Origin of the sequence: Pseudomonas hefeiensis, from assembly GCF_030687835.1 — a bacterium.
Taxonomy (GTDB): domain Bacteria; phylum Pseudomonadota; class Gammaproteobacteria; order Pseudomonadales; family Pseudomonadaceae; genus Aquipseudomonas; species Aquipseudomonas hefeiensis.
Map to the genome: position 1 here is coordinate 1,076,150 of NZ_CP117449.1, position 21,581 is coordinate 1,097,730.

At 59.1% G+C, this 21,581-nt stretch carries 18 protein-coding genes and 1 pseudogene; 11 read left to right on the top strand and 8 right to left on the bottom strand.

All coding sequences use genetic code 11. The features are described from left to right. Position 1: 1 nt before the first annotated feature. Together folM and PSH57_RS04625 are read right to left on the bottom strand one after the other, a co-directional pair. Positions 2 to 712, bottom strand: a complete 711-nt coding sequence (folM, locus tag PSH57_RS04620; protein ID WP_305444840.1) for a dihydromonapterin reductase — start codon at positions 710 to 712, stop codon at positions 2 to 4. 187 nt (positions 713 to 899) lie between these two features. Beyond that, positions 900 to 1,466, bottom strand: a complete 567-nt coding sequence (locus PSH57_RS04625) for an antibiotic biosynthesis monooxygenase (RefSeq protein WP_305388080.1) — start codon at positions 1,464 to 1,466, stop codon at positions 900 to 902. A 220-nt stretch (positions 1,467 to 1,686) separates the two neighbouring features. Between PSH57_RS04625 and PSH57_RS04630 the strand changes: the two genes are divergently transcribed. Then, positions 1,687 to 2,646, top strand: a complete 960-nt coding sequence (locus PSH57_RS04630; protein WP_305388081.1) for a MerR family transcriptional regulator — start codon at positions 1,687 to 1,689, stop codon at positions 2,644 to 2,646. Positions 2,647 to 2,672: 26 nt separating this feature from the next. Here the strand turns inward: PSH57_RS04630 and PSH57_RS04635 are convergent, their stop codons facing one another. Beyond that, complete coding sequence (locus PSH57_RS04635) at positions 2,673 to 3,278, bottom strand: hypothetical protein (RefSeq protein ID WP_305388082.1); 606 nt, start codon at positions 3,276 to 3,278, stop codon at positions 2,673 to 2,675. A 54-nt stretch (positions 3,279 to 3,332) separates the two neighbouring features. Beyond that, positions 3,333 to 3,809, bottom strand: coding sequence for a PAS domain-containing protein (locus PSH57_RS04640; protein WP_305388083.1), 477 nt, complete (start codon positions 3,807 to 3,809; stop codon positions 3,333 to 3,335). A 156-nt stretch (positions 3,810 to 3,965) separates the two neighbouring features. On the opposite strand from PSH57_RS04640, the gene PSH57_RS04645 reads away from it, so the two are divergent. From PSH57_RS04645 to PSH57_RS04660, 4 genes are all read left to right on the top strand, one after another. After that, positions 3,966 to 4,421, top strand: a complete 456-nt coding sequence (locus PSH57_RS04645; protein WP_305388084.1) for a flavodoxin — start codon at positions 3,966 to 3,968, stop codon at positions 4,419 to 4,421. Between the two features lie 159 nt (positions 4,422 to 4,580). After that, positions 4,581 to 5,363, top strand: coding sequence for a class II aldolase/adducin family protein (locus PSH57_RS04650; RefSeq protein WP_305388086.1), 783 nt, complete (start codon positions 4,581 to 4,583; stop codon positions 5,361 to 5,363). Next, entirely contained in the window at positions 5,363 to 6,265 is a 903-nt protein-coding gene (locus PSH57_RS04655) for an alpha/beta fold hydrolase (RefSeq protein ID WP_305388088.1), read from the top strand. Before PSH57_RS04650 ends, PSH57_RS04655 begins: the two co-directional genes overlap by 1 nt. A 171-nt stretch (positions 6,266 to 6,436) precedes the next feature. Beyond that, a complete protein-coding gene (locus tag PSH57_RS04660) occupies positions 6,437 to 7,348 on the top strand; it encodes an SDR family oxidoreductase (RefSeq protein WP_305388089.1) in 912 nt (303 codons plus the stop codon). 43 nt (positions 7,349 to 7,391) lie between these two features. On the opposite strand, the gene PSH57_RS04665 is transcribed toward PSH57_RS04660, so the two are convergent. The 3 genes and pseudogenes from PSH57_RS04665 to PSH57_RS29230 form a co-directional block, all read right to left on the bottom strand. Continuing rightward, entirely contained in the window at positions 7,392 to 8,156 is a 765-nt protein-coding gene (locus PSH57_RS04665) for an N-acetylmuramoyl-L-alanine amidase (protein ID WP_305416670.1), read from the bottom strand. A gap of 207 nt (positions 8,157 to 8,363) precedes the next feature. Beyond that, complete coding sequence (locus tag PSH57_RS04670; RefSeq protein ID WP_305388090.1) at positions 8,364 to 8,615, bottom strand: bacteriocin immunity protein; 252 nt, start codon at positions 8,613 to 8,615, stop codon at positions 8,364 to 8,366. Then, positions 8,612 to 9,696 (bottom strand): annotated as a pseudogene (locus PSH57_RS29230) (S-type pyocin domain-containing protein). Before PSH57_RS29230 ends, PSH57_RS04670 begins: the two are co-directional and overlap by 4 nt. Before the next feature lie 1,510 nt (positions 9,697 to 11,206). On the opposite strand from PSH57_RS29230, the gene PSH57_RS04680 reads away from it, so the two are divergent. The 3 genes from PSH57_RS04680 (at position 11,207) to PSH57_RS04690 (ending at position 17,219) form a co-directional block, all read left to right on the top strand. After that, positions 11,207 to 13,000, top strand: a complete 1,794-nt coding sequence (locus PSH57_RS04680; protein ID WP_305388092.1) for a DUF1302 domain-containing protein — start codon at positions 11,207 to 11,209, stop codon at positions 12,998 to 13,000. A 22-nt stretch (positions 13,001 to 13,022) separates the two neighbouring features. Next, the gene (locus tag PSH57_RS04685; RefSeq protein ID WP_305388093.1) at positions 13,023 to 14,390 is read left to right on the top strand and encodes a DUF1329 domain-containing protein; all 1,368 of its coding nucleotides are present in this window, start codon (positions 13,023 to 13,025) and stop codon (positions 14,388 to 14,390) included. 276 nt (positions 14,391 to 14,666) lie between these two features. After that, a complete protein-coding gene (locus tag PSH57_RS04690; protein WP_305388095.1) occupies positions 14,667 to 17,219 on the top strand; it encodes a helix-turn-helix transcriptional regulator in 2,553 nt (850 codons plus the stop codon). Positions 17,220 to 17,241: 22 nt separating this feature from the next. Here PSH57_RS04690 and PSH57_RS04695 read toward each other — a convergent pair whose 3' ends face one another. Next, on the bottom strand, positions 17,242 to 18,033 hold the full coding sequence (locus PSH57_RS04695) for an IclR family transcriptional regulator (protein WP_305388096.1): 792 nt from the start codon (positions 18,031 to 18,033) through the stop codon (positions 17,242 to 17,244). Positions 18,034 to 18,196: 163 nt separating this feature from the next. On the opposite strand from PSH57_RS04695, the gene hmgA reads away from it, so the two are divergent. The 3 genes from hmgA to maiA are packed head-to-tail and all read left to right on the top strand — an operon-like array spanning position 18,197 to position 21,458. After that, positions 18,197 to 19,501, top strand: coding sequence for a homogentisate 1,2-dioxygenase (gene hmgA, locus PSH57_RS04700; RefSeq protein WP_305388097.1), 1,305 nt, complete (start codon positions 18,197 to 18,199; stop codon positions 19,499 to 19,501). A 3-nt stretch (positions 19,502 to 19,504) separates the two neighbouring features. Further along, positions 19,505 to 20,809: a fumarylacetoacetase gene (gene fahA / locus PSH57_RS04705; protein WP_305388098.1), complete on the top strand. Its 1,305-nt coding sequence runs from the start codon at positions 19,505 to 19,507 to the stop codon at positions 20,807 to 20,809. 10 nt (positions 20,810 to 20,819) lie between these two features. Continuing rightward, positions 20,820 to 21,458, top strand: a complete 639-nt coding sequence (gene maiA, locus PSH57_RS04710; protein WP_305388099.1) for a maleylacetoacetate isomerase — start codon at positions 20,820 to 20,822, stop codon at positions 21,456 to 21,458. Positions 21,459 to 21,581: the final 123 nt, after the last annotated feature.

Consider the following 21,581-nt stretch of genomic DNA (forward strand, 5'->3'; position numbering starts at 1 on the left):
GCTATTTGACGTGCCGTCCGCCGTTGACGGTCAGGGTCGTGCCGGTGACATAGGGGTTGTCCAGCAGATAACGCAGGCTCTGATAGATCACTTCGCTGCCGGGCTCAATGCCCAGCGCGGACTTGGCCAGGGCCTTGGTGCGGTAAGCCGCGTCGTCTTCGGGATTGAACAGTAGCAGGGCCGGGGCAATTGCGTTGACCTTGATGTGCGGCGCGTACTTCGCTGCGAACGACAGGGTCAGGCTTTCGAGTCCGGCCTTGGTGGCGCAATAGGCGATATGCTTGCTGCTGCCCTTGCGCGTGACGTCATCGCTGATGTGCACGATATCTGCCAGGGTTGAACGTTGCAGCAGTTCGGCACAATGCAGGTTGATCAGATAGGGCGCGAGCATGTGTACGGCGAACATGGCATTGAACGCTGCCGCTTCGTCGCCTGGCGCCTCGGCCAGCCACGCGGAGGCGTTGTGCACAATGGCCCGCAACCGGTCGGTGTGCTGCTTGAGCTGTTCGATGAAGGACAGGATCCCGGCTTCAGAGGAAAAGTCAGCGAACAGGACGGTCACCCCCAGATCCCGTAGCGTCTGCACTCCTGGGCGCTCGGTGCGGTAGGTGGCGATCACCGGGTGACCGTCTTCGAGCAATCGACGGGCGCAATGCAAGCCGACGCGCTGGGCAGCGCCAGTGATCAGGATCGGAGCGGTGGCGCTGGGCATAGGACGGCTCGGTTCACGGCAATCGCAAAACTATAACAGCCACGCAGGGCAGCGACGACTCTGTGGGAGCGGGCTTGCTCGCGAAAGCGGTGTGTCAGTCAAGCTGATGTTGACTGACAGGCCACTTTCGTAAACATGGGGATCACTGCTGAAGCCGAACTCTGCGATCGGCGAAGACTACGCAGCATCACTGATTCTGTGTAGACGGCTTGGTTGGCAGTGCTTTGGGCGCTGCACCGTTCAACCAACCCGCCAGCAGATGCGTCGACATCGGGATAAACAGGTAGACCATCAGCGGCGTCAGAATGAGTGTGCTGATCAACACGCGGCTCATCATCCCCAGCTCACTGAGCAACGGTCCCAGCAGGAAATTGAACAGCAGTGACACTGGAAAGAACGCGAGCCAGATGGCTACGGCCTGTTTCCAGCGCGGTGGACGTTGGCCGCTGCCGAACCAACCATCGATACCCCGCACCCTGTGTTCCGAAGGATGGGCAAACAGATCGCTGCCTCGTCCCAGCCAGGCCGTGCGCGAGGCTGAGTGCTCCCAGGCATGCAGGGTCTGCTCGTCGGCAAAACGGAAAATAATCTGGAATTCATCGTCCTGGGGCGGTGGCGCGAGCACGCCGGAGCCCAGGTAGCCGGGGAAGTCGGTAGCCAGCTCTTCGCCTTCACGCAACCAGGCGATCAGGTCCTGATAGCGTCCATTGGCGACACGGCGGGCAACCATCAGGGTGACGGGTGAGGTAGACATTATGTATCTCCGTAAAACAGGTGCGGTACTCCGGGTAGGAGATTCGCGGGAACGCCCCCGGGTGGTGGGTAGCGTCCGTTCGCCAAAAAAGCAGGCAAGGTTTATTCCATATTGAGCGAAAAGCAACAAAGTCGCACGTCGGCTGTGTTTGCTCTTGTCATCATATGACGCAGAGGGAGTACACTGGGATCCAATTTGCCAGCCGGAACTGTCTGCCAAAATGAGCGTAATCACAGAGGATAACTTCGTTTTCCAGGCATCCACTGCCTTGAAGCAGGAGGAACTGTTCCCGATCCGCGAAGTAGCGCGGCTGACCGGCGTGAATCCCGTAACCTTGCGCGCATGGGAGCGTCGCTACGGTCTGATCCAGCCCACTCGCACCGAAAGCGGGCATCGCTTGTACTCTCTGGGCGATATCGAAAAGGTGCGCAGCATCCTCGGCTGGATCGAGCGTGGGGTGGCCGTGAGCAAAGTGGGAAAGATCCTGACCAAGACCGCGTCGGTGCAGCCTGTCTCCGCGCTTATTTCCCCCGATCTGGTAAAAGCCGATTACGCCCAGTGGCAACAACAGGTGGCGGACGCGGTTGGCAACTTTGACGATATAGAGTTGGATCGTCTCTACGGGCAGATATTTTCCACCTATGCGGTGCCGATCGTATTCCAGGACATCCTGATGCCGATCTGGCGGCAGTTGCAGCAACGCCAGCAGGAGTTCGGACAAACCAGCGAATGGGTGTTTTTCGATGGGTTCCTGCGATCACGCATCATCCAGCGACTCTTGCTCAAACGCGAAGCCCATACGCGGCGCGTGCTAGTGGTTGGCATTGTCGGTCAATGCCGAGAGCTGGAGTTGCTGGTCACGGCGCTGTTCGTCTCCAAGGCGGAGGTAGGCGTCAGGGTGTTGACCATCGGGCTGCCGTTCGACGAGCTGACCCTGGTATGCCAGAAAATCCAGCCTTTGGCGTTGGTGCTGGTTTCCAATCATGCACCGCTTCCTGAGTTGCCCAAGCGCCTGAACAAACTGGCGATGGGCCTGGACTGCCCGCTGATGCTGGCCGGTGATGTGTCCGATCTGCTCCAGGGCAGCCTGGCGGGATCGTCAATCGGTTGCCTGGGCGGTGAAGGGACGTTGATGCGCCAGAGGTTGCGACAACTCTTGGCGGGTAGTCTGGATACCTGATGAGCGGCTGGTGAGGCCGCGCTAGGCTAGATATGCATGGCCGGATGGGTCAGACGGTGTTGCTGAAGGATGTATTGGCGCAGGCGTTCGGTCTCATCCTCGTCATTCTGGCTCAGATGGTAGGCGTACAGGCCTTGATCGTTTTCCCGTTCCAGCGTGCCGCGCAGGGAAATCCTTTCATAACCTGACGGGCTGAACCACAAGGCAAATTGCTTTGGTGGCTTGGTGCGACTGCGGTTTTCCAGCAGGATACCTTTGCAGGACACCTCATGGGCCCAGAGCGGACCCGGCTGGCCTCTGGCATTCTCCAGTGCCACCGGTTCGTCAAGGGTGAGGCGCCATGGACGAATCTTCGGCCCGTCTTCGTAGATGCTGGGCACGCCCAGACGCAGGTGCATCGCGTGGAATTCGTCTTCCACCAGATGCAACGGAAAAGTCATTTGCTGGTTTTCAAAGTTGGCGTGCAGCGTGACCTGCTCGTTAGCCGCCAGGCGCGTCAGCAAGTCACGAATTTGCGACCCGCCGTTTACCAGCAAGCTCGACGTTACATCCCGCTCGTTGAGTTGCGGGTTGTGCTGCATGGTCCGGATGAAATCCAATTCATCCTGCGTCAGGAGGGCATCGCGTTGCATGGTGTGCTCGAAATGAGTATTTACATTTTCACTGGTGATTGTAGTGACTGACCGCTAATTCGCCGTTTTGTTTGCGCCGTTCGTCGCTTCGAGCCGGGCGATGGTTGCTCGTGCTTCAGCCAGCTCCTTCTCTAGTTGGGCGACGCGCTGCTGAGCCTTGACCTGCGCCGTCACGTCTTTTTGCACGCCGACGAAATAAGTGCGTCCGTCCGCCTCGCTTTGCACCGTCGATAGAGATAACTCATTCCAGAAAGGGCTGCCGTCCTTGCGGTAGTTGCGCAGTATCTCCCGGCAAGCATCGCCCTGCTTCAGGGCCGTGCGAATCTGTTCCAGAGCCGGCTGATCGCGATCTCCCGACTGCAGGAAACGGCAGTCCTGATAAAGGATCTCGTCGCTGCTGTAGCCGGTCAGCCGTTCGAAAGCCGGGTTTACGTAGATCAGGATATTGTCTTCGTCGCCTTCTTTTTCAGCGATGACGATGCCGTCGTTCGAAGCGTTGATGACCAGTTGCATCAGTTGAGCGTTAATCATGGGCGACATCCCTTGAACATCCCTGTGTGCGCTGCATTTTAGAAGAACCTGGCACTATGTCTACTGGCCATTATCGGTTGTTGAGAGTCAATCGCAGCGTTGCGTCTGAGCCTGTTACTATCGCCGCTCTTTTTATTCCGGTTCAGGATCAGATTGATGAAAGTCGCCATCCTTTCGGGTTCCGTCTACGGGACCGCCGAAGAAGTCGCCCGGCACGCCGCCAAACTGCTCGGTGACGCGGGTTTCGAAACGCTGCACAACCCGCGCGCAAGCCTTGTGGACATTCAGGCATTTGGTCCGGAGGCCTTGCTGGCCGTGACTTCCACGACGGGCATGGGAGAGTTGCCGGACAACTTGATGCCGTTATATTCGACAATTCGCGACCAATTGCCTGCCGCGTTTCGTGACTTGCCCGGCGCCGTAATAGGCCTGGGCGATGCCAGCTATGGCGATACCTTCTGTGGTGGTGGCGAACAGATGCGCGAGTTGTTCGCCGAGCTGGGTGTGCGTGAGGTATTGCCTATGTTGCGTCTGGATGCCAGCGAAAGCGTCACCCCGGAAACCGATGCCGAACCCTGGCTGGAGGAGTTGATCAACGCGTTGCGTGGTTGATGCGATGGTGGGTACGGCCACTGCGTTGATGACTCGCTCGGCCATTAAGCTGGCTGCCAATGCAACTACCGGCCCGGCCGGAGCTGACTAGACTGGGTTAGCTTGTTCATGACTGTTTCAGAACAAGTACCTATAACTAGAAAGCCAGAGGTCAGAGCCGTGAGCGTAGCGCCCGTCCCATCGACACTCAGCATCAAAGATCAGGTCAGTGCCGCCGAATGGCAAACCCGCGTCGATCTGGCCGCCTGTTACCGGCTTGTCGCCATGCATGGCTGGGATGACCTGATTTTCACGCATATATCCGCCAAGGTGCCCGGTACCGATGATTTTTTGATCAACCCGTTCGGGTTGATGTTTCATGAGGTCACCGCCTCTAGCCTGGTCAAGGTCGATCAGGCCGGCAACAAGCTGATGGACAGCCCCTACGAGATCAATCCGGCCGGTTATACCATCCACAGTGCGGTGCATGAGGTGCGGCACGACGTGGCTTGTGTGCTGCATACCCACACCGCGGCCGGGGTCGCCGTGTCGGCACAGAAGCAGGGTGTGTTGCCCATCAGCCAGCAATCGTTGTTTGTATTGTCGAGTCTGGCGTATCACGCTTATGAAGGTGTGGCCCTCAACCACGAAGAGAAGGCCCGCCTGCAGGCGGATCTGGGCGACAATAATTTCCTGATGCTGCACAACCATGGTCTGCTGACCTGCGGCGGCAGCATTGCCGACGCCTTCCTCATGATGTTCACCTTCCAGCGAGCCTGTGACATCCAGGTCCTGGCGCACAGTGGTGGGGCTGAACTGATTGCCATCGAGCCGCAGATACTGGCCGGCGCTCGAGCAATGATTGCCGGGGTGACCAAAAGCGCCCAAGGCATGGGAGGCGCGTTGGCATGGCCGGCGTTGCTGCGCAAGCTCGATCAACAAGATTCGGGTTATAGAAACTGATGCCTCTGGTTCAGATTCCTCTGCGTATTTGGCGCCAGCGCAGCCAGACAATGATGTTCCGTGGCCACGCTATCCGGTATTGGGTGGCGGGGCACGGCGAGCCGCTGCTGCTTATCCATGGTTTCCCCACGGCCAGTTGGGACTGGCATTACTTGTGGCAGCCGCTGGCGCAGCGTTATCGAGTGATTGCCTGCGACATGCTCGGTTTTGGCGACTCGGCCAAGCCGACGGATCATGTCTACAGCCTGCTGGAGCAGGCTGATCTGCAGCAGGCCTTGCTGGCACATCTGAATGTGAAGCAAGCGGTGCACGTACTGGCCCATGATTATGGTGACAGCGTGGCCCAGGAACTGATCGCCCGTCACTACGAAGCGCGCATCGAACTTGCCAGTTGTGTCTTTCTCAACGGTGGCCTGTTCCCTGAAACCCATCGTCCGGTGTTGATGCAAAAACTGTTGCTCAGCCCCTTGGGCTGGCTACTCGGCCGGGCTTTTTCCCGAGAGGGCCTGGTCAAGAGTTTCCGCCAGATATTCGGCCCCAGGACCGGCCCGACCGAAAGCGAAATGGACGATTACTGGAGCCTGGTCGAAGCCCATCACGGACCGCGGATCATGCACAAACTCATCGCCTATATTCCCGAGCGGCGTGTACAGCGAGACCGCTGGGTGCTGGCCATGCAGCGCGACCAAGTGCCGTTGCGGGTGATCGATGGCGCGGTCGATCCGATTTCCGGTGAGCACATGGTGGCGCGCTATGAGGCGCTGATCCCCAACCCTGACACCGTACTGCTGCCCGACATCGGCCACTACCCACACACCGAAGCCCCGGTGCAGGTACTCAAGCATTACCTGGAGTTTCGTGAAAACCTGGCCGAGCCGGTCAGGCAGGTGGTCTGCTCATAAGCCCTGAAGTTTGAAGCACTATTGCGAGCAGGTTCGCACACACAGCAAATCCGGTTCGCATCATCCCCTCACCTTATTGCCCACCATTCACTGGCAACCCTGTTGATTGTGACCGGCCGCCCTGTGCCCGACACTCGGGGCATTGTCCTATTGCCTGCTGGAGTTCTGCCCATGAGTGAATCTGTGCGCTTCGAAGATAAAGTCGTGATCGTCACGGGAGCCGGCGGTGGCCTGGGGCGAGCCCATGCCCTGTTGTTCGCCAGGCAAGGGGCTAAAGTGCTGGTCAACGACCTCGGTGGCTCTGCCCAGGGAGAAGGAGCCAACGCCTCGGCGGCGGATCGGGTGGTCGCTGAAATTCGCCAGGCCGGCGGCATTGCCGAGGCGAACCACGACTCCGTCACCGATGGCGACAAACTGGTGCAGAATGCCCTTGATGCGTTCGGCCGGGTCGATGTAGTGGTCAACAACGCCGGGATCCTGCGAGACAAGACCTTCCACAAAATGGAGGACGCCGACTGGGATCTGGTCTACCGCGTCCATGTCGAGGGTGCCTACAAAGTCACCCGCGCCGCCTGGCCACATTTGCGTGAGCAAAATTACGGGCGGGTGATTTTTACGGCCTCCACGTCCGGCATCTACGGCAACTTCGGTCAATCCAACTACGGCATGGCCAAGCTCGGCCTGTATGGCCTGACGCGCACCCTGGCCATCGAAGGCCGCAAGAACAATATTCTGGTCAATGCAATCGCCCCCACCGGCGGCACCCGCATGACCGAAGGCCTGATCCCGCCGCAGGTGTTCGAACAGCTCAAGCCTGAACTCGTCAGCCCGTTGGTGGTGTACCTGGCCAGCGAGGCCTGCCAGGAAACCTCCGGATTGTTCGAAGTGGGCGGCGGCTGGATGGGCAAGGTGCGTTGGGAGCGCAGCCTGGGTGCCGGCTTCGATCCAAGCAAAGGTTTCTCGCCCGAAGACGTCGCGGCCCACTGGCAACAGATCTGTGATTTCGAGGGTGCGGTACACCCCAACGACAACCTTGAGGCATTGAAGGAAATGATGGCGAATTTGCAGCGCTACACCGTTTGACCTTGCGGCCTCGACCCGTTGCCGTCACGCGCGGCAACGGTGGTCAGGGGACGTATTTCTTCACCAGCGCCGCCAGATTCGCGGCAGTCTCGATGTCCATCACACCGTCGTATTTCGCTGGACGAAAGTGCAGCTGAAAGGCTCGCACCAAACGCTGAAAACCCGCACTTGTGGCGGCTGCCGACGTGTCATACCCATATTTGCGGAACAAGCCGAGCAGTTGCTCGCGAGTCGGCAGGCCGTTGCATTGGTAGGCGCGGGTGTAAGCTTTCTGCGTGGGTTCATCGAACCAGGCGCCGATGCCCTTCAGATACAGCGTATGCCAGGGGAACATCGGGCCGGGATCGCTTTTTCTGCCAGCAGCAATGTCCGAATGCCCCACGACGTTGACCGGGTTTATTTCTGGATAGCGCTTGAGGATGTTCAACGCTAGGTACTCGATGGCCTCGACTTGCTGGGGTTGATAAGGCGGGAAGGTAAATTGCCCTTGGTTATCGGTCGCCAGGTTGACTACCTCCACGCCGATCGAGCTGTCGTTCAGGTTGCTGCGATTACCCCAACTGCTCACACCTGCATGCCAGGCCCGCTGTTTTTCGTCCACCAAGTTGAAAATCTGTGGTTCCTTGAAACCCGCTTTCAAATAGATTGGGTCGCTAAAGTCGGGAATCAGGTAATGGGCGCTGACCGACGGGCCTGTCAGTGCATTGATGGACGACGCGAAATTGCCGGCGGTGTAATGGAAAACCAAAAAACGAACGCGACTGTTAAAACCTTTTTTTGAACGATAGCTTGTATTGTTTATTTGCATTCTCTGTAACTCACTGGTCAATAAATCGAAGCGAAATGCTGCGATTGATTTCAGCGTAGCAGTGGGTTTTTTATGTGCGCGTAGTTGGATTCTGGCTTTGTTGTAGGAACGGGCGCTAAGAGGCTAAGGATTTTAATAATGGCAATAGAAAACCCTTTTGCTGCGGGCTGTCAGCAGCAAAAGGGCGCTGATTGGTTTTTCATTGGATTAGGGTTGCTTGAATCCCGGTTTTCCGTTGGCGGCGCGCCATTTCTTTACTTCCTTCACCACAGCCTCAGGTCCGCTCTTTCCTGCTTCTGGGTAATACAATAAATCTGATCCAGAAGGATGTTCTGAAATTCGTTCAAATTCTAAGACTGCATGAGTGTGAGCCTCTTCTGGATAGAAATCAGCTTCATATATTTTTTTGACAAAAGCCAAAAATTCTAACTCGCTAATCTCGCTTATTGTTGAGTTCATATTTTGTTCTCCTGATGCGTTTGGATGTGCTGTCGAGGTGTCATTAGCCTGATGTTTTCAAGGTGGTAAACATCTCCGCCCAGCGAAATGTATTGCTTGTGATGCAGCTCGTATTTAATGCGAGCGCCAACTCGCTCTGTTTTTTTGACGAATGCTCCATATCCGTTCTTCATATGAGCTAGGCTGCCCGGATCAAACTGTTGAGAAAGTATGGATCGCCAGCAACCGCCTTCCAAAAACTCTCCCGAAACTCCCTGAAATGTCTAAACTCCTTCCCCCTCAACTGATCCGCAATCTGCGACGGAATGGGTGCTCCTTCGCCTTTCGATGCTGCGTCCGTCCACACGCCTGAAACCGGGGTACCCGATCCCAGCGCAACCCCAGGGTCTTCCCGTCGATCCCTGAACATGATGTACAGAGGCGGCAGGCCTGAGTCGATTGGGAAAACAAAAATATAATCATCAAAGCTGTTCTCGGTTATCTCAGGGAATGGATCAATCCTTCCCGCAACAGGCGTTATCGATGCACCTGTAAAAACAGGCGTGGTAGGAGGTTCAATGGGAAGCGCTGTGGGACTGTTTCCGGGTTGAACAATTGGTGTCCAGGTTAAGGTTTTTGGGGAAATACCTGCGGTCGTAGCGATGTAGATATTGTGTTGGGCGTTGTAAGTAACCGGCACTAACGTGACTGCTGAGGGGCTACTCATACCGGCAGTGTTGACTACAAAAATTTCCGACTGGCCATCTGCTGCTACCTGGGAACTAAGGCGTACAGGCAAATCAATGGCCTCGCCAGCATCAGCCATGTCATGTAAATCATCGTTTTGCGTCGGCGTGAGGTCTGAGAGTGGTGTACTGAAAGCAAACCGCTCCGGCAGCTCACCGTTCGCTAACGTGGGTGAATAAAGCAGGGCAGCGAATCCAGCCAAAGCCGGCGCTGCTACTGCGGTGGCCGTTTCGACGGCCATGGCGATCGCGGTTCGTAACGCAGTCTGGATTGCCGAGGTCATTGCCGGGCTTGTGGCCAGGCTACTACCAGCGATCGCAAACACTGGACCAGCTACGGCTGCGGTGCCCGGCATTGGAAATGCACGACCGGCCAGGGCCTGTCGCAGTGCTTGTGCCTGGGCCACGCGTAGTCTCTCGGCTTCGGCGACCTTGCGTGCTTGCGCCGCGGTAATGCGTTTGGCTTCGGCCTGGGCTTCTGCTTGAGCTGCGGCTTCCTCAGCTGCTGCTAGGCGTTGCGCCTCTGCCGCAAGCCGTGCTCGTTCTTCAGCAGCGCGTCTAGCCTCGGCTTCGGCAGCCTTGCGCGCCTGTTCCTGAGCCAAGCGTTGGGCTTCAGCCTGGGCCTTTGCCCGAGCCTCTGCGGCTGCTTTTGCGTTTGCCTCGGCAATGGCATTGTTGTGTGTGATTAAGCGAGCATCCAGTAGCTTGATTTGCTCAGCCAGAAATTTTGCCTCGTACGCCGCAGCATAAGAGACATTCCACTTGGCAATTGCGTTGTAGTAAGTCCTTTGTCCTCCTCGGCGGCCAATGAGCTCGAAACCCTTATAACGAACGTCTTGAACTTTGTGAGTCAGTGGATCATGACCATAATAAGTATTGGCTATTGCTATGTGTTCTTGATGATCTGTCCTCGCTTTGAAAAGTTGTAGTTTGAGTGTTCGTAATTCAATTTCGATCGCATCGGTTCCAGGAGGGACCACCGCAGCAACGGCCGCTCTTGTTTTTGCGAGTTCTGTGTTGGTTATATGAGCGATGTTTCTGATGTTTTCGTTGAAGAGCTCTTCGGTGGAAGTGTTGCTTTCATCCAGTCAATCAAGAGCATAGTCAACGGCATCGTATGCACGATCGGAGTGGTCTGGGCCTGACACGCGCCTTGCGTTAAACCCAAACCCGTCAGGTGACGAAGGCGTGCGAGGTATACCTCTATTTACAAGGATGTTTTTTTCTTGCTGCATATCGAGTTCCTTTCGAATCGAATCTGAATAGCCACACCGTCATTCAGCACGTGCGATCGTTCATGGCTATTTGTGTGGTCACCCATCCTGGGCGACCAAGGAAACTATAAGTTCGATCTCTTAATGCAAGCAGGTGAGCCTTTCCGACAACAACGTAGGAAACAAGAAGTTTTAACTCGGAAATAGCCGCACATAAAAAAGGCCGCTGCAAAAAGCAGCGGCCTGAAAATGACGTTGCAAAGGAGCAAAAACCAACGTCAGTGAACACGGGAGGTGATGGACCGATGCACCAATCCATCCGAAGGACGGTGCGTCAGGCACGAGGGGGCCATGACGACTTGTGCTTGCAGGCCCGTTGCCCTGAAAGCCCGGCCAGCATAGGGATTGGGCATCAGCGGAAACAGCCCGGATCCGGACATGCACCGTTGCAGGGCATGCAACAGTTAACAGGCCCGATGAATATGCGCGGCGCTGATAACCCATCATCCAGTGCGTCCATGGCCGGCGCAAAGCCCCGTATCCCATGGCCTGTAATCCTTTCGGGGTACAGCGCGAATACCTCCTTGGTGCGCTTATCGCTCATGTCGTGCGGCAGTAGGGTGAAGGCTCTGTCACTCACCGGGGAAGACGCATGACAACAATAACAATGCGCGCCATCTTCAAACCGCAGGCGCTGGCCGTCGCGGTGGCCTTGGGTTGCTCTGCCCAGGCGCAGGCCGTTTCATTCAATATTGGCGAGATCGAGGGGCAGTTCGACTCCTCGTTGTCCGTGGGCGCGAGCTGGGGCATGCGCGACGCCGACCGGGACTTGGTCGGCAGCGTCAACGGCGGTACGGGGCAGTCTTCCACCGGTGACGATGGGCGGCTGAACTTCAAGAAGGGCGAGACCTTTTCCAAGATATTCAAAGGCCTGCACGATCTCGAACTCAAGTACGGCGATACTGGCGTGTTCGTGCGCGGCAAGTATTGGTATGACTTCGAACTCAAGGACGAAAGCCGCCCGTTCAAGGACATCAGCGACAGCAACCGCAAGGAAGGTTCCAAGTCGTCAGGGGCGCAGCTTCTCGATGCGTTTGTCTATCACAATTATTCCATCGCCGACTTGCCGGGTACGGTGCGTGCGGGCAAGCAGGTGGTCAGTTGGGGTGAAAGTACCTTCATCGGCAACTCCATCAACAGCATCAACCCGGTGGATGTCTCCGCGTTCCGCCGTCCGGGTGCCGAGATCAAGGAAGGCTTGATCCCGGTAAATATGTTGTTCGCCTCCCAGGGCTTGACCGACAAGCTCACCATCGAAGGTTTCTACCAACTGGAGTGGGACCAGACAGTCGTCGATAACTGCGGCACTTTCTTCGGCAACGACGTGGTGGCCGATGGCTGCACCAGCGGCTACACCGTGGGCAGCCCGGCGATTGCGCCGTTCCAGCCGTTGACGGAGGCGTTCGGTCAGGGCATCGAGGTCTCCAGTGAAGGGGTGATCATTTCCCGTGGTGGCGACCGCGACGCCCGTGACTCCGGGCAGTGGGGCACGGCACTGCGCTGGCTCGGCGATGACACCGAGTACGGCCTGTACTTCATGAATTACCACAGCCGCACGCCAACCGTGGGCACCACCACCGCTGGCCTGTCTACCTTGTCGGCACTGCCGGGAATGGTCGCGATTGCAGAAGGGCTGGCCCCTGGCAGCGGTGCCGGCCTGGCGCAAAGCGTGATGTTGGGGCGTGGTCAGTATTACCTTGAATACCCCGAGGACATCCGTCTGTACGGTGCCAGCTTCGCCACCACGCTGCCTACCGGCACCGCGTGGACCGGGGAAATCAGCTACCGTCCCAACGCGCCGGTGCAACTCAACACCAATGACCTGACCCTGGCGCTGGTCAACCCGATTGCCGGTGGCGCGGCGTCGCCCATCGCGACCTCGCCCGGGGCCGATAACACCGGCTACCGGCGCAAGGAAATAACTCAGATCCAGAGCACCCTGACGCACTTCGTCGATCAGGTCATGGGCGCCGATCGCCTGACTCTGGTGGGCGAGGCTGCGGTAGTGCATGTGGGGGGGCTGGAATCCAAGGACAAGCTGCGTTATGGCCGTGACTCGGTCTACGGCCAGTATGGCTTTGGCGGTGACACCGACGGTTTCGTCACCTCGACCTCCTGGGGCTATCGTGCCCGGGCGATTCTTGACTACTCCAACGTCGTTGCCGGTATCAACTTCAAGCCCAACGTCTCCTGGTCCCATGACGTCGCCGGCTACGGCCCCAACGGCCTGTTCAACGAAGGCGCCAAGGCCATCAGCGTCGGTGTCGATGCCGACTACCGCAACACCTACACCGCCAGCCTGAGTTACACCGACTTTTTCGGCGGCGACTACAACGTTCTCGAAGACCGCGACTTCCTCGCGTTGAGCTTTGGCGTGAACTTCTGATCTGGCTGACAAGGAAAAACCAATGCGCAAGATGATTCTGCAATGCGGCGCCCTGGCCCTGAGCCTGCTTGCCGCGAACGTGATGGCGGCGGTTTCGCCGGATGAAGCGAACAAACTGGGCACCAGCCTCACGCCGCTGGGCGCGGAAATGGCAGGCAATGCCGATGGCTCGATTCCGGCCTGGACCGGAGGCATCGCCAAAGACGCCGGGGCGGTGGACAGCAAAGGCTTTTTGGCCGATCCCTTTGCCGGTGAAAAACCGCTGTTCACCATCACCGCCGAGACCGTGGACAAGTACAAGGACAAGCTTTCCGAAGGCCAGATCGCGATGTTCAAGCGCTATCCGCAAACCTACAAGATCCCGGTCTATCCGACTCATCGCAGCGTCTCGCTACCGCCCGAGATCTACGAGTCGGCCAAGCGCAGCGCCCTCAACGTAACCACCATCAATGACGGCAACGGTCTGGCCAATTTCACCGGTAACCGTTATTACGCATTCCCGATCCCCAAGAACGGCGTGGAAGTGCTGTGGAACCACGTCACCCGCTATCACGGTGGCAACGTGCGGCGGATCATCACCCAGGCTACCCCGCAAACCAACGGCAGCTTCACACCGATCCGCTTCGAAGAAGAGATCGCCGTGCCGTTTCTGATCAAAGACGCCGATCCGGAAAAGGCCAGCAACGTGCTGACCTATTTCAAACAGTCGGTCACCGCGCCGGCGCGTCTGGCCGGTAACGTGCTGCTGGTGCATGAGACACTCGACCAGGTGAAGGAGCCGCGCCTGGCCTGGATCTACAACGCCGGCCAGCGCCGTGTGCGTCGCGCCCCGCAAGTGGCCTATGACGGCCCGGGCACCGCCGCTGACGGGTTACGTACTTCCGATAACTTCGACCTGTTTTCGGGGGCACCGGACCGCTACGACTGGAAGTTGGTGGGGAAGAAGGAAATGTACATCCCCTACAACAGCTACAAACTTGATTCCCCCAGCCTCAAGTACGACGACGTGATCAAGGCCGGCCACATCAACCAGGATCTGACCCGCTATGAGTTGCATCGGGTCTGGGAAGTGGTCGGTACGGTCAAGCCAAACGAACGTCACATCTACGCCAAGCGCCACATGTATTTCGATGAGGATAGCTGGCAGGCGGCGCTGGTGGACCACTACGACGGTCGCGGTCAACTGTGGCGGGTGGCCGAAGGTCATGCCCAGTTCTACTACGCCAACCAGAACCCGGGCTACACCCTTGAGGCGCTCTACGACATCATCGCCGGCCGCTACATTGCGCTGGGGATGAAGAACGAAGAGAAGCGCAGTTACGAGTACGGTTTCCAAACCAGGGCTGCGGACTTCACGCCAGCGGCGCTGCGCTCGAGTGGGGTTCGTTAGTTCTGGCAGCTTTGTCACTGTGGCGAGAGGTTTTATCTGTGGGAGCATGGCTTGCCCGCGATGAACGATAACGCGGTTCAATTGCTGAACCGCGGCGCGGCCATCGCGGGCAAGCCATGCTCCCACTGAATTGAGCCTGACGTTAGATAATCGTGATGACCGGCAATCGATTTGCCGGTCTTTTTTTATGGGCGCCAATCAGCGCGCTGAATATTTCTCCAAAGGTGAGCGCCACAGGACTAGGGTGATGAAACAATAATAAACAGGACTTCGCACATGACCGCCATGACCCCGTGTCCGGACCGTCCTGGATTGCTGCCCCGGCTGTCTTCGACCCATGTGCCGCGCAAGGCCTTGAGCGAGCCCTTGCTGGCCTCCGAGGCGCGGGTAAAACTGCTTTGCGCACCGGCGGGCAGTGGCAAGAGTGCGTTGTTCGCTGAATGTTTCCTGCAGGCGCCCGCCGGGTGCCGGTTGCATTGGCTGCCGTTGGGGGGCGCGACGCTGGACGCGGCGCAAATGTGCGAGCGTCTGGCGCAGACCCTTGGGCTGCCGCCGCTGGATGAAGGGGGCCTGTTGGCTCACCTGGCGGGCTTGCAAGCGCCGACCTGGCTGTTCCTGGATGATTATTGCCGGGTACCCAATCCCGAGCTGGACCAGTTTCTCGATCGTCTGTTGAGCATCAGCAGTCCGGCGCTGCACCTTTGGTTGAATGGTCGCCGCCGTCCTCACTGTAACTGGCCGCGCCTGTTGCTTGATGACGAACTGCATGAGTTCGATGCGCAGGCACTGGTCTTCACCCATGACGATGTCCAGCAGTTGCTCAAGCATCTGCCCGGGCCCCAGGGAGCCCGCACCGCTCGCGAGGTGATACAGCGCAGTGGCGGTTGGTGCGCCGGGGTGCGCATCGCCCTGCTTGAACGTTGTGAATGGGCGCGCAGCCACGCGTCGCCGGGGCGGCCCGGGACCCTGCATGACTACCTTGAGTACGAGTTGTTCAGTACGCTGACCCCGGACCTGGCGCAAGCCTGGCGAGTGCTGGCGCATCTGCCCCGCTTCAATGCCCGGCTCTGCGAGCATCTGTTTGGTGACACGGTGGGCGCCGAATGCCTGCCCTTGTTGCTGGACCTGGGCTGTTTTATCGAACCGTGGGAGCAGTCTTCGGACTGGTTGCAGATTTTCCCGGCTCTGGCCCGACTGGTGCGTGACGAACCCTGGCCGCAGGGACGCTCCTGGCATCGCCGGGCTTGCCAGTGGTTTGCCGCCGAGCAGGACTGGCAAATGGCATTCGAGCACGCCATGCAAGCCCAAGAGTTCGAGGCTGCTGTCAGTTTCCTGCAGCATTTGAATTTTGAGCACGTATTGCAGCGCAGCAACGTGACGCTATTGCTGAAGCTGCATGATCAACAAGGCGAAGCGCTGACACTCGGCACACCGCAATCAGTGGGGCTGGTCACGGCGTCGTTGCTGTTCGCCGGACGCTTCGATCAGGCATCGGCGTGCATTGAACAACTGGCCAGGTTCATGCCGCAGCCATCGGCCTGCCAGCAGCGACAACTGCTGGCCCGGTGGCAGGTGCTGCGGGGCTGGCTGCTGCACCTTTCGGGCGATGGCGAGCAGTCCCGCGAACACTTGCTCCAGGCCCAGACGAGCCTGGACCCAGAGGCCTGGGCCTTACAGCTGTTGTGTCTGTTGGGGCTGACACAGCAGGCACTGCTCAAAGGTGAACTGGCGTCTGCCCAATGGATCAACCGTCAGGCGCTTTGCCTGGCGCGTGCCCAAGGCTCGCTGGTCTTCGAGGGGTTGCTGGAACTGGATCACGCTCAAATACTGGAGCAACGCGGCGCTCCTCACCGGGCCGACCATCTGTTGTGCGCGGTTCAGGCGTTGCTCGATAAGCCGGGGCAGGACTTTTCTGCGTTACTGGGGCGTATTGCCCTGCGCCGTGGTCGCCTGGCATTGCGCATGGGGTTTGCCGAGCGGGCTGCCGAGCAGTTTCAGGCGGGTCTGGAAACGGGCCTGCATTGCCAGGACAAACAGGTGCTTTATGGCTTTCTCGGCAAAGCCATCCTGGCGGCCAATAGCGGCGACTATGGCGAGGCTTTCCTGCAACTGCGCGATGCCGAGCGGATCATGCAACAGCGGCACATCCCCGACACCGTGTACCGTGGCGTGCTGTTGCAAACCAGTTGCCAGTTCTGGCTGCAACAAGGCCGTCCGGAGCTGGCCCATGAAGCCTTGACCCGGGTCTTGCGTCACTTTCGCGGGCCGCAGGCCAAGCATGCGCCTCCTGCGACCCTTGAGTTGATTGCGCGACTTGAGTACCTGCTGGTGCTGACCGAGGTCTACCTGCATCAGGCGCAAGACCCGCAAGCTCAACTCAAGGCAATGATCGCCCGGGCACAGCACTGTGAAATGCATGGCCTGGAAACCGAACTGTATCTGGCGCTGGCTGAAGTCGTCTGGCTGTCCGCTGATCGCTCCCAGGCGCGATCGCTCGTGGAAGAGGGGCTCAAGCGAGTTGCCTGTTGGCGGGCCGAGCAAGCCTTGTGCGAGTTGCGCGCGCGCCAGCCTGATCTGTTGTGCTGGGCGCAATCGGCTGAGCACATCGAGCAGCCGGCGGTGGCAGTCGAAGACACGTTGTTGAGTCATCGCGAACTGGAAGTGCTGGAACTCATTGCGCAGGGCTATTCAAATCAGCAGATTGCCGAACGTTTGTTCATATCCTTGCACACGGTAAAAACCCATTCGCGCCGGATACACAGCAAGTTAGGCGTCCAGCGGCGCACGCAGGCGGTCGCCAAGGCCAAAGTCATGGGCGTTATGCGATAAAAAATTCCCAGGGGGAGGACGATTATTTGCCTGCCCCTGCCTCATACCCCATCCGCCAGCTCACGGCCCGGGTCGCCGCCAGCAGTCGTTGCGCCGCCGGGCCGCTCTCGTCGGCATGGAACAGGGAGGTCGGGCCGACGATGGTCATCACTGCCGTCACTTGGCCGACGGCATTGAATACCGGGGCTGACAAGGCATCCACGCCGGGCATCAGCAAGCCATGCACATGGTGCAGGCCGCGACTGCGGATCTGCTGACACAGGGCGGCATAGGCCTGGTCGTCGGCCAGGGCATGGGCGGTGGAGGCGCTCACTTCCTGCTCGCGCAACCCGATCGTTTCGCGCGTCGGCAGGTAGGCGCTGAACACCAGCCCCGTGGACGAGCTGAGCAGCGGCAATACCGACCCCAGTTGCGTCACCACGGTCACTGCTCGTATGGCGGGTTCGATCCGAACGACGGTGGCGCCGTGGTTGCCCCACACCGCCAGGAAACACGTTTCGTTCAAGTCGTCACGCAATTCAGCCAAGGGCAGGGCGGCCACTTGCAACACGTCCATGCCATTCAATGCCGCCAGGCCCACGCGCAAGGCTTCGCGCCCGAGGCCGTAGTGGTTGGTGGAGGTGTTCTGTTCAGCGAAACCGCTGGCGATCAAGGCCTGCAGGTATCGATGAACCTTGCTCGCCGGCATCTGCACGTGTTCGGCCAGGCGCGACAGTGACGTGGAGGGCGACAGCTCGGCCAGGGCCTTGAGGATGTCGGTGCCGACTTCGGCCGAGCGGACTTTCTGTTTACCGTTGCTGAGCGGGGTTTCCATGGAGGCGCTGAGTCCAGAGGCGAATGGGCGTCTTTATAGCTTGACGGTCGCTGTCGAGCAAATTACGTTATGCGTAATTGAATTACGATAAAGATAACTTGTGCGCCTGACGTTTCTTCGTGAAGCGACGAGGTCGTACCCAGTCCTGTGTTCAGGAGGCTCCATGACCCTCGATTCCACAGTGTCGGACCTGGCTTATCAGTCAGGCTTTGGCAATGAATTTGCCAGTGAGGCGCTGCCCGGCGCCTTGCCCGTTGGCCAGAACTCCCCGCAGAAAGCCCCTTACGGTCTCTATGCCGAGTTGTTCTCCGGCACTGCCTTCACCATGGTTCGCAGCGAAGCGCGGCGGACCTGGATGTATCGCATCCGGCCGTCGGCCAATCATCCGGCCTTCGTCAAGCTTGAACATCAGACAGCGGGCGGTCCTCTGGGGGAGGTCACGCCCAATCGCCTGCGCTGGAACCCGTTGGATATCCCCGTCGAGCCGACCGATTTCATCGATGGGCTGGTGCGCATGGCGGCCAATGCCGGCTCGGACAAACCGGCCGGCATCAGCCTCTACCATTACCGCGCCAACCGTTCCATGGAACGGGTGTTCTTCAATGCCGACGGGGAATGGCTGATCGTGCCGCAACTGGGACGGCTGCGCATCGCCACCGAACTGGGGATGCTGGAACTGGCGCCACTGGAAATTGCCGTGATACCCCGGGGCCTGAAATTTCGCGTTGAGCTGCTTGATCCGCAAGCTCGCGGCTATATTGCCGAAAACCATGGCGCGCCGTTGCGCCTGCCGGACCTCGGGCCGATCGGCAGCAACGGCCTGGCCAACCCACGGGATTTTCTGGCGCCGGTCGCTCATTACGAAAACCTTGCCCGCCCGACCACGCTGGTGCAGAAATTCCTCGGTGAGTTGTGGGGGTGTGAACTGGATCATTCGCCCTTCGATGTAGTGGCCTGGCATGGCAACAACGTGCCATACAAATATGACCTGTGCCGATTCAACACCATCGGCACGGTCAGCTTCGACCATCCGGACCCCTCGATTTTCACCGTGCTGACGTCACCCACCAGCGTCCATGGGCTGGCCAATCTCGACTTCGTAATCTTCCCGCCGCGCTGGATGGTGGCTGAAAACACCTTCCGTCCGCCGTGGTTTCACCGCAACCTGATGAACGAGTTCATGGGGTTGATCCAGGGCGCCTATGATGCCAAGGCCGAAGGTTTTCTGCCGGGCGGTGCGTCCTTGCACAGTTGCATGAGTGCCCATGGTCCGGACGGCGAAACCTGCACCAAGGCCATCAATGCTGCGCTTGAACCCGTGAAAATCGACAACACCATGGCCTTCATGTTCGAGACCAGCCAAGTGTTGCGACCGAGCCGTTTCGCCCTGGATTGCCCACAATTGCAGATTGACTACGACGCCTGCTGGGCCTCGCTGCCGGTCACCTTCGACCCGACCCGGAGATAACCCATGACTCACGTTTCCCCTGCCCGTAGCTGGGTGGCCTCCGCCAACGGCCATGCCGATTTCCCCCTGCAAAACCTGCCGCTGGGCGTTTTCAGCGTGCAAGGCGACAGCCCTCGTAGCGGCGTGGCCATAGGCGAGCAGATTTTCGATTTGCAGGCCGCACTGCAGGCGGGCCTGTTTGACGGCGCCGCGCGCGATGCTGTTGAAGCCATGAGTGGCGGACAGTTAAATGCGTTCTTCGAGCTGGGCCGCGATGCTCGGGTGGCCTTGCGCGAACGGCTGCTGGACCTGCTGCGCGAAGACAGCCCGTTGCGGGACCAGATCCAGGCCCAGGGTGCGAAGCTGCTGGTGCTCGCTGCCGACTGCCAGATGCACCTGCCGGCAAAAATCAACGACTACACCGACTTCTACGTGGGTATCGAACACGCGCAAAACGTCGGTAAGTTGTTCCGTCCCGACAATCCGCTGTTGCCCAACTACAAGTATGTGCCCATCGGTTATCACGGTCGTGCCTCGACCATTCGCCCGTCCGGCACCGATGTGCGTCGTCCCAATGGCCAGACCCTGCCGGCCGGCCAGACCGAGCCGACTTTCGGCCCGTGCGCGCGGCTGGATTATGAGTTGGAGCTGGGCATCTGGATAGGCAAGGGCAACGCACTGGGCGAAGCCATCGCCATCGGCGATGCCGCCGAGCACATCGGCGGCTTCTGCCTGCTCAACGATTGGTCGGCCCGGGATATCCAGGCCTGGGAATACCAGCCGCTGGGGCCGTTTCTGTCAAAGAGTTTCCTGACCAGTATTTCGCCGTGGGTGGTGACCGCCGAAGCCCTAGAACCGTTCCGTCGCCCGCAACCGGCGCGCCCGGCAGGCGATCCGCAGCCATTGCCGTACCTGCTGGATAAGCGTGACCAGGCCGGTGGGGCGTTCGACATCGAACTGGAAGTCCTGCTGCTGACCGAAGCCATGCGCGAGCAGAACCTGCCGGCCCACCGCCTGACGTTGAGCAACACCCAGTACATGTACTGGACCGTGGCGCAGATGGTCGCCCACCACAGCGTCAATGGTTGCCAGTTGCAGGCCGGAGATCTGTTCGGCTCGGGCACCCTGTCGGGGCCTGAAAGTGGGCAGTTCGGCAGCCTGCTGGAAATCACTGAAGGCGGCAAAAAGCCAATCGAGCTGGCTTCTGGCGAAGTACGCAAATTCCTTGAGGACGGTGACGAGATCATCCTGCGGGCCCGTTGCAGCCGCGAAGGTGTTGCGTCCATCGGCTTCGGCGAATGCCGGGGCAAGATCCTGCCGGCGCGCTGAGGGACAGGGCATGGAACTCTACACCTACTACCGTTCCACTTCGTCCTACCGGGTGCGCATTGCCCTGGCGCTAAAAGGCCTGGATTACCAGGCCTTGCCGGTCAACCTGATCGCTGTGCCTGGGGGCGAGCATCGTCAGCCGGCCTACTTGGCAATCAATCCTCAGGGCCGGGTTCCGGCGCTGCGTACCGACGAAGGCAGGTTGCTGGTGCAGTCACCCGCGATCATCGAGTACCTGGAGGAGCGTTATCCACAGGTGCCGCTGCTCAACGCAGACCTGGCGCTCCGTGCCCGTGAGCGCGGCATCGCGGCGTTGATCGGTTGTGATATTCATCCGCTGCACAACGTCAGCGTGCTCAACATGCTGCGGCAGTGGGGCCACGATGAAACGCAGGTGACACAGTGGATCGGGCATTGGATCAGCCAGGGGCTGGCGGCGGTGGAGCAGTTGATTGGGGATGACGGCTACTGCTTCGGTACGACACCCGGGATCGCGGACGTGTATCTGATCCCGCAGTTGTACGCGGCCGAACGGTTCAATGTTTCCCTGGAGGCGTATCCACGGATTCGTCGCGTTGCGGCGCTGGCGGCCACGCATCCAGCGTTCCAACAGGCGCATCCGGCAAATCAGCCCGATACACCAGCTTGACATTGATGTTGACCGACCTACCGTTTTCGCGAGCAAGCCCGCTCCCACATTGATTCGGGCGTACGCAGATCAAGTGTGGGAGCGGGCTTGCTCGCGAAGGCTATTTAACAGTCGACGAAGGTG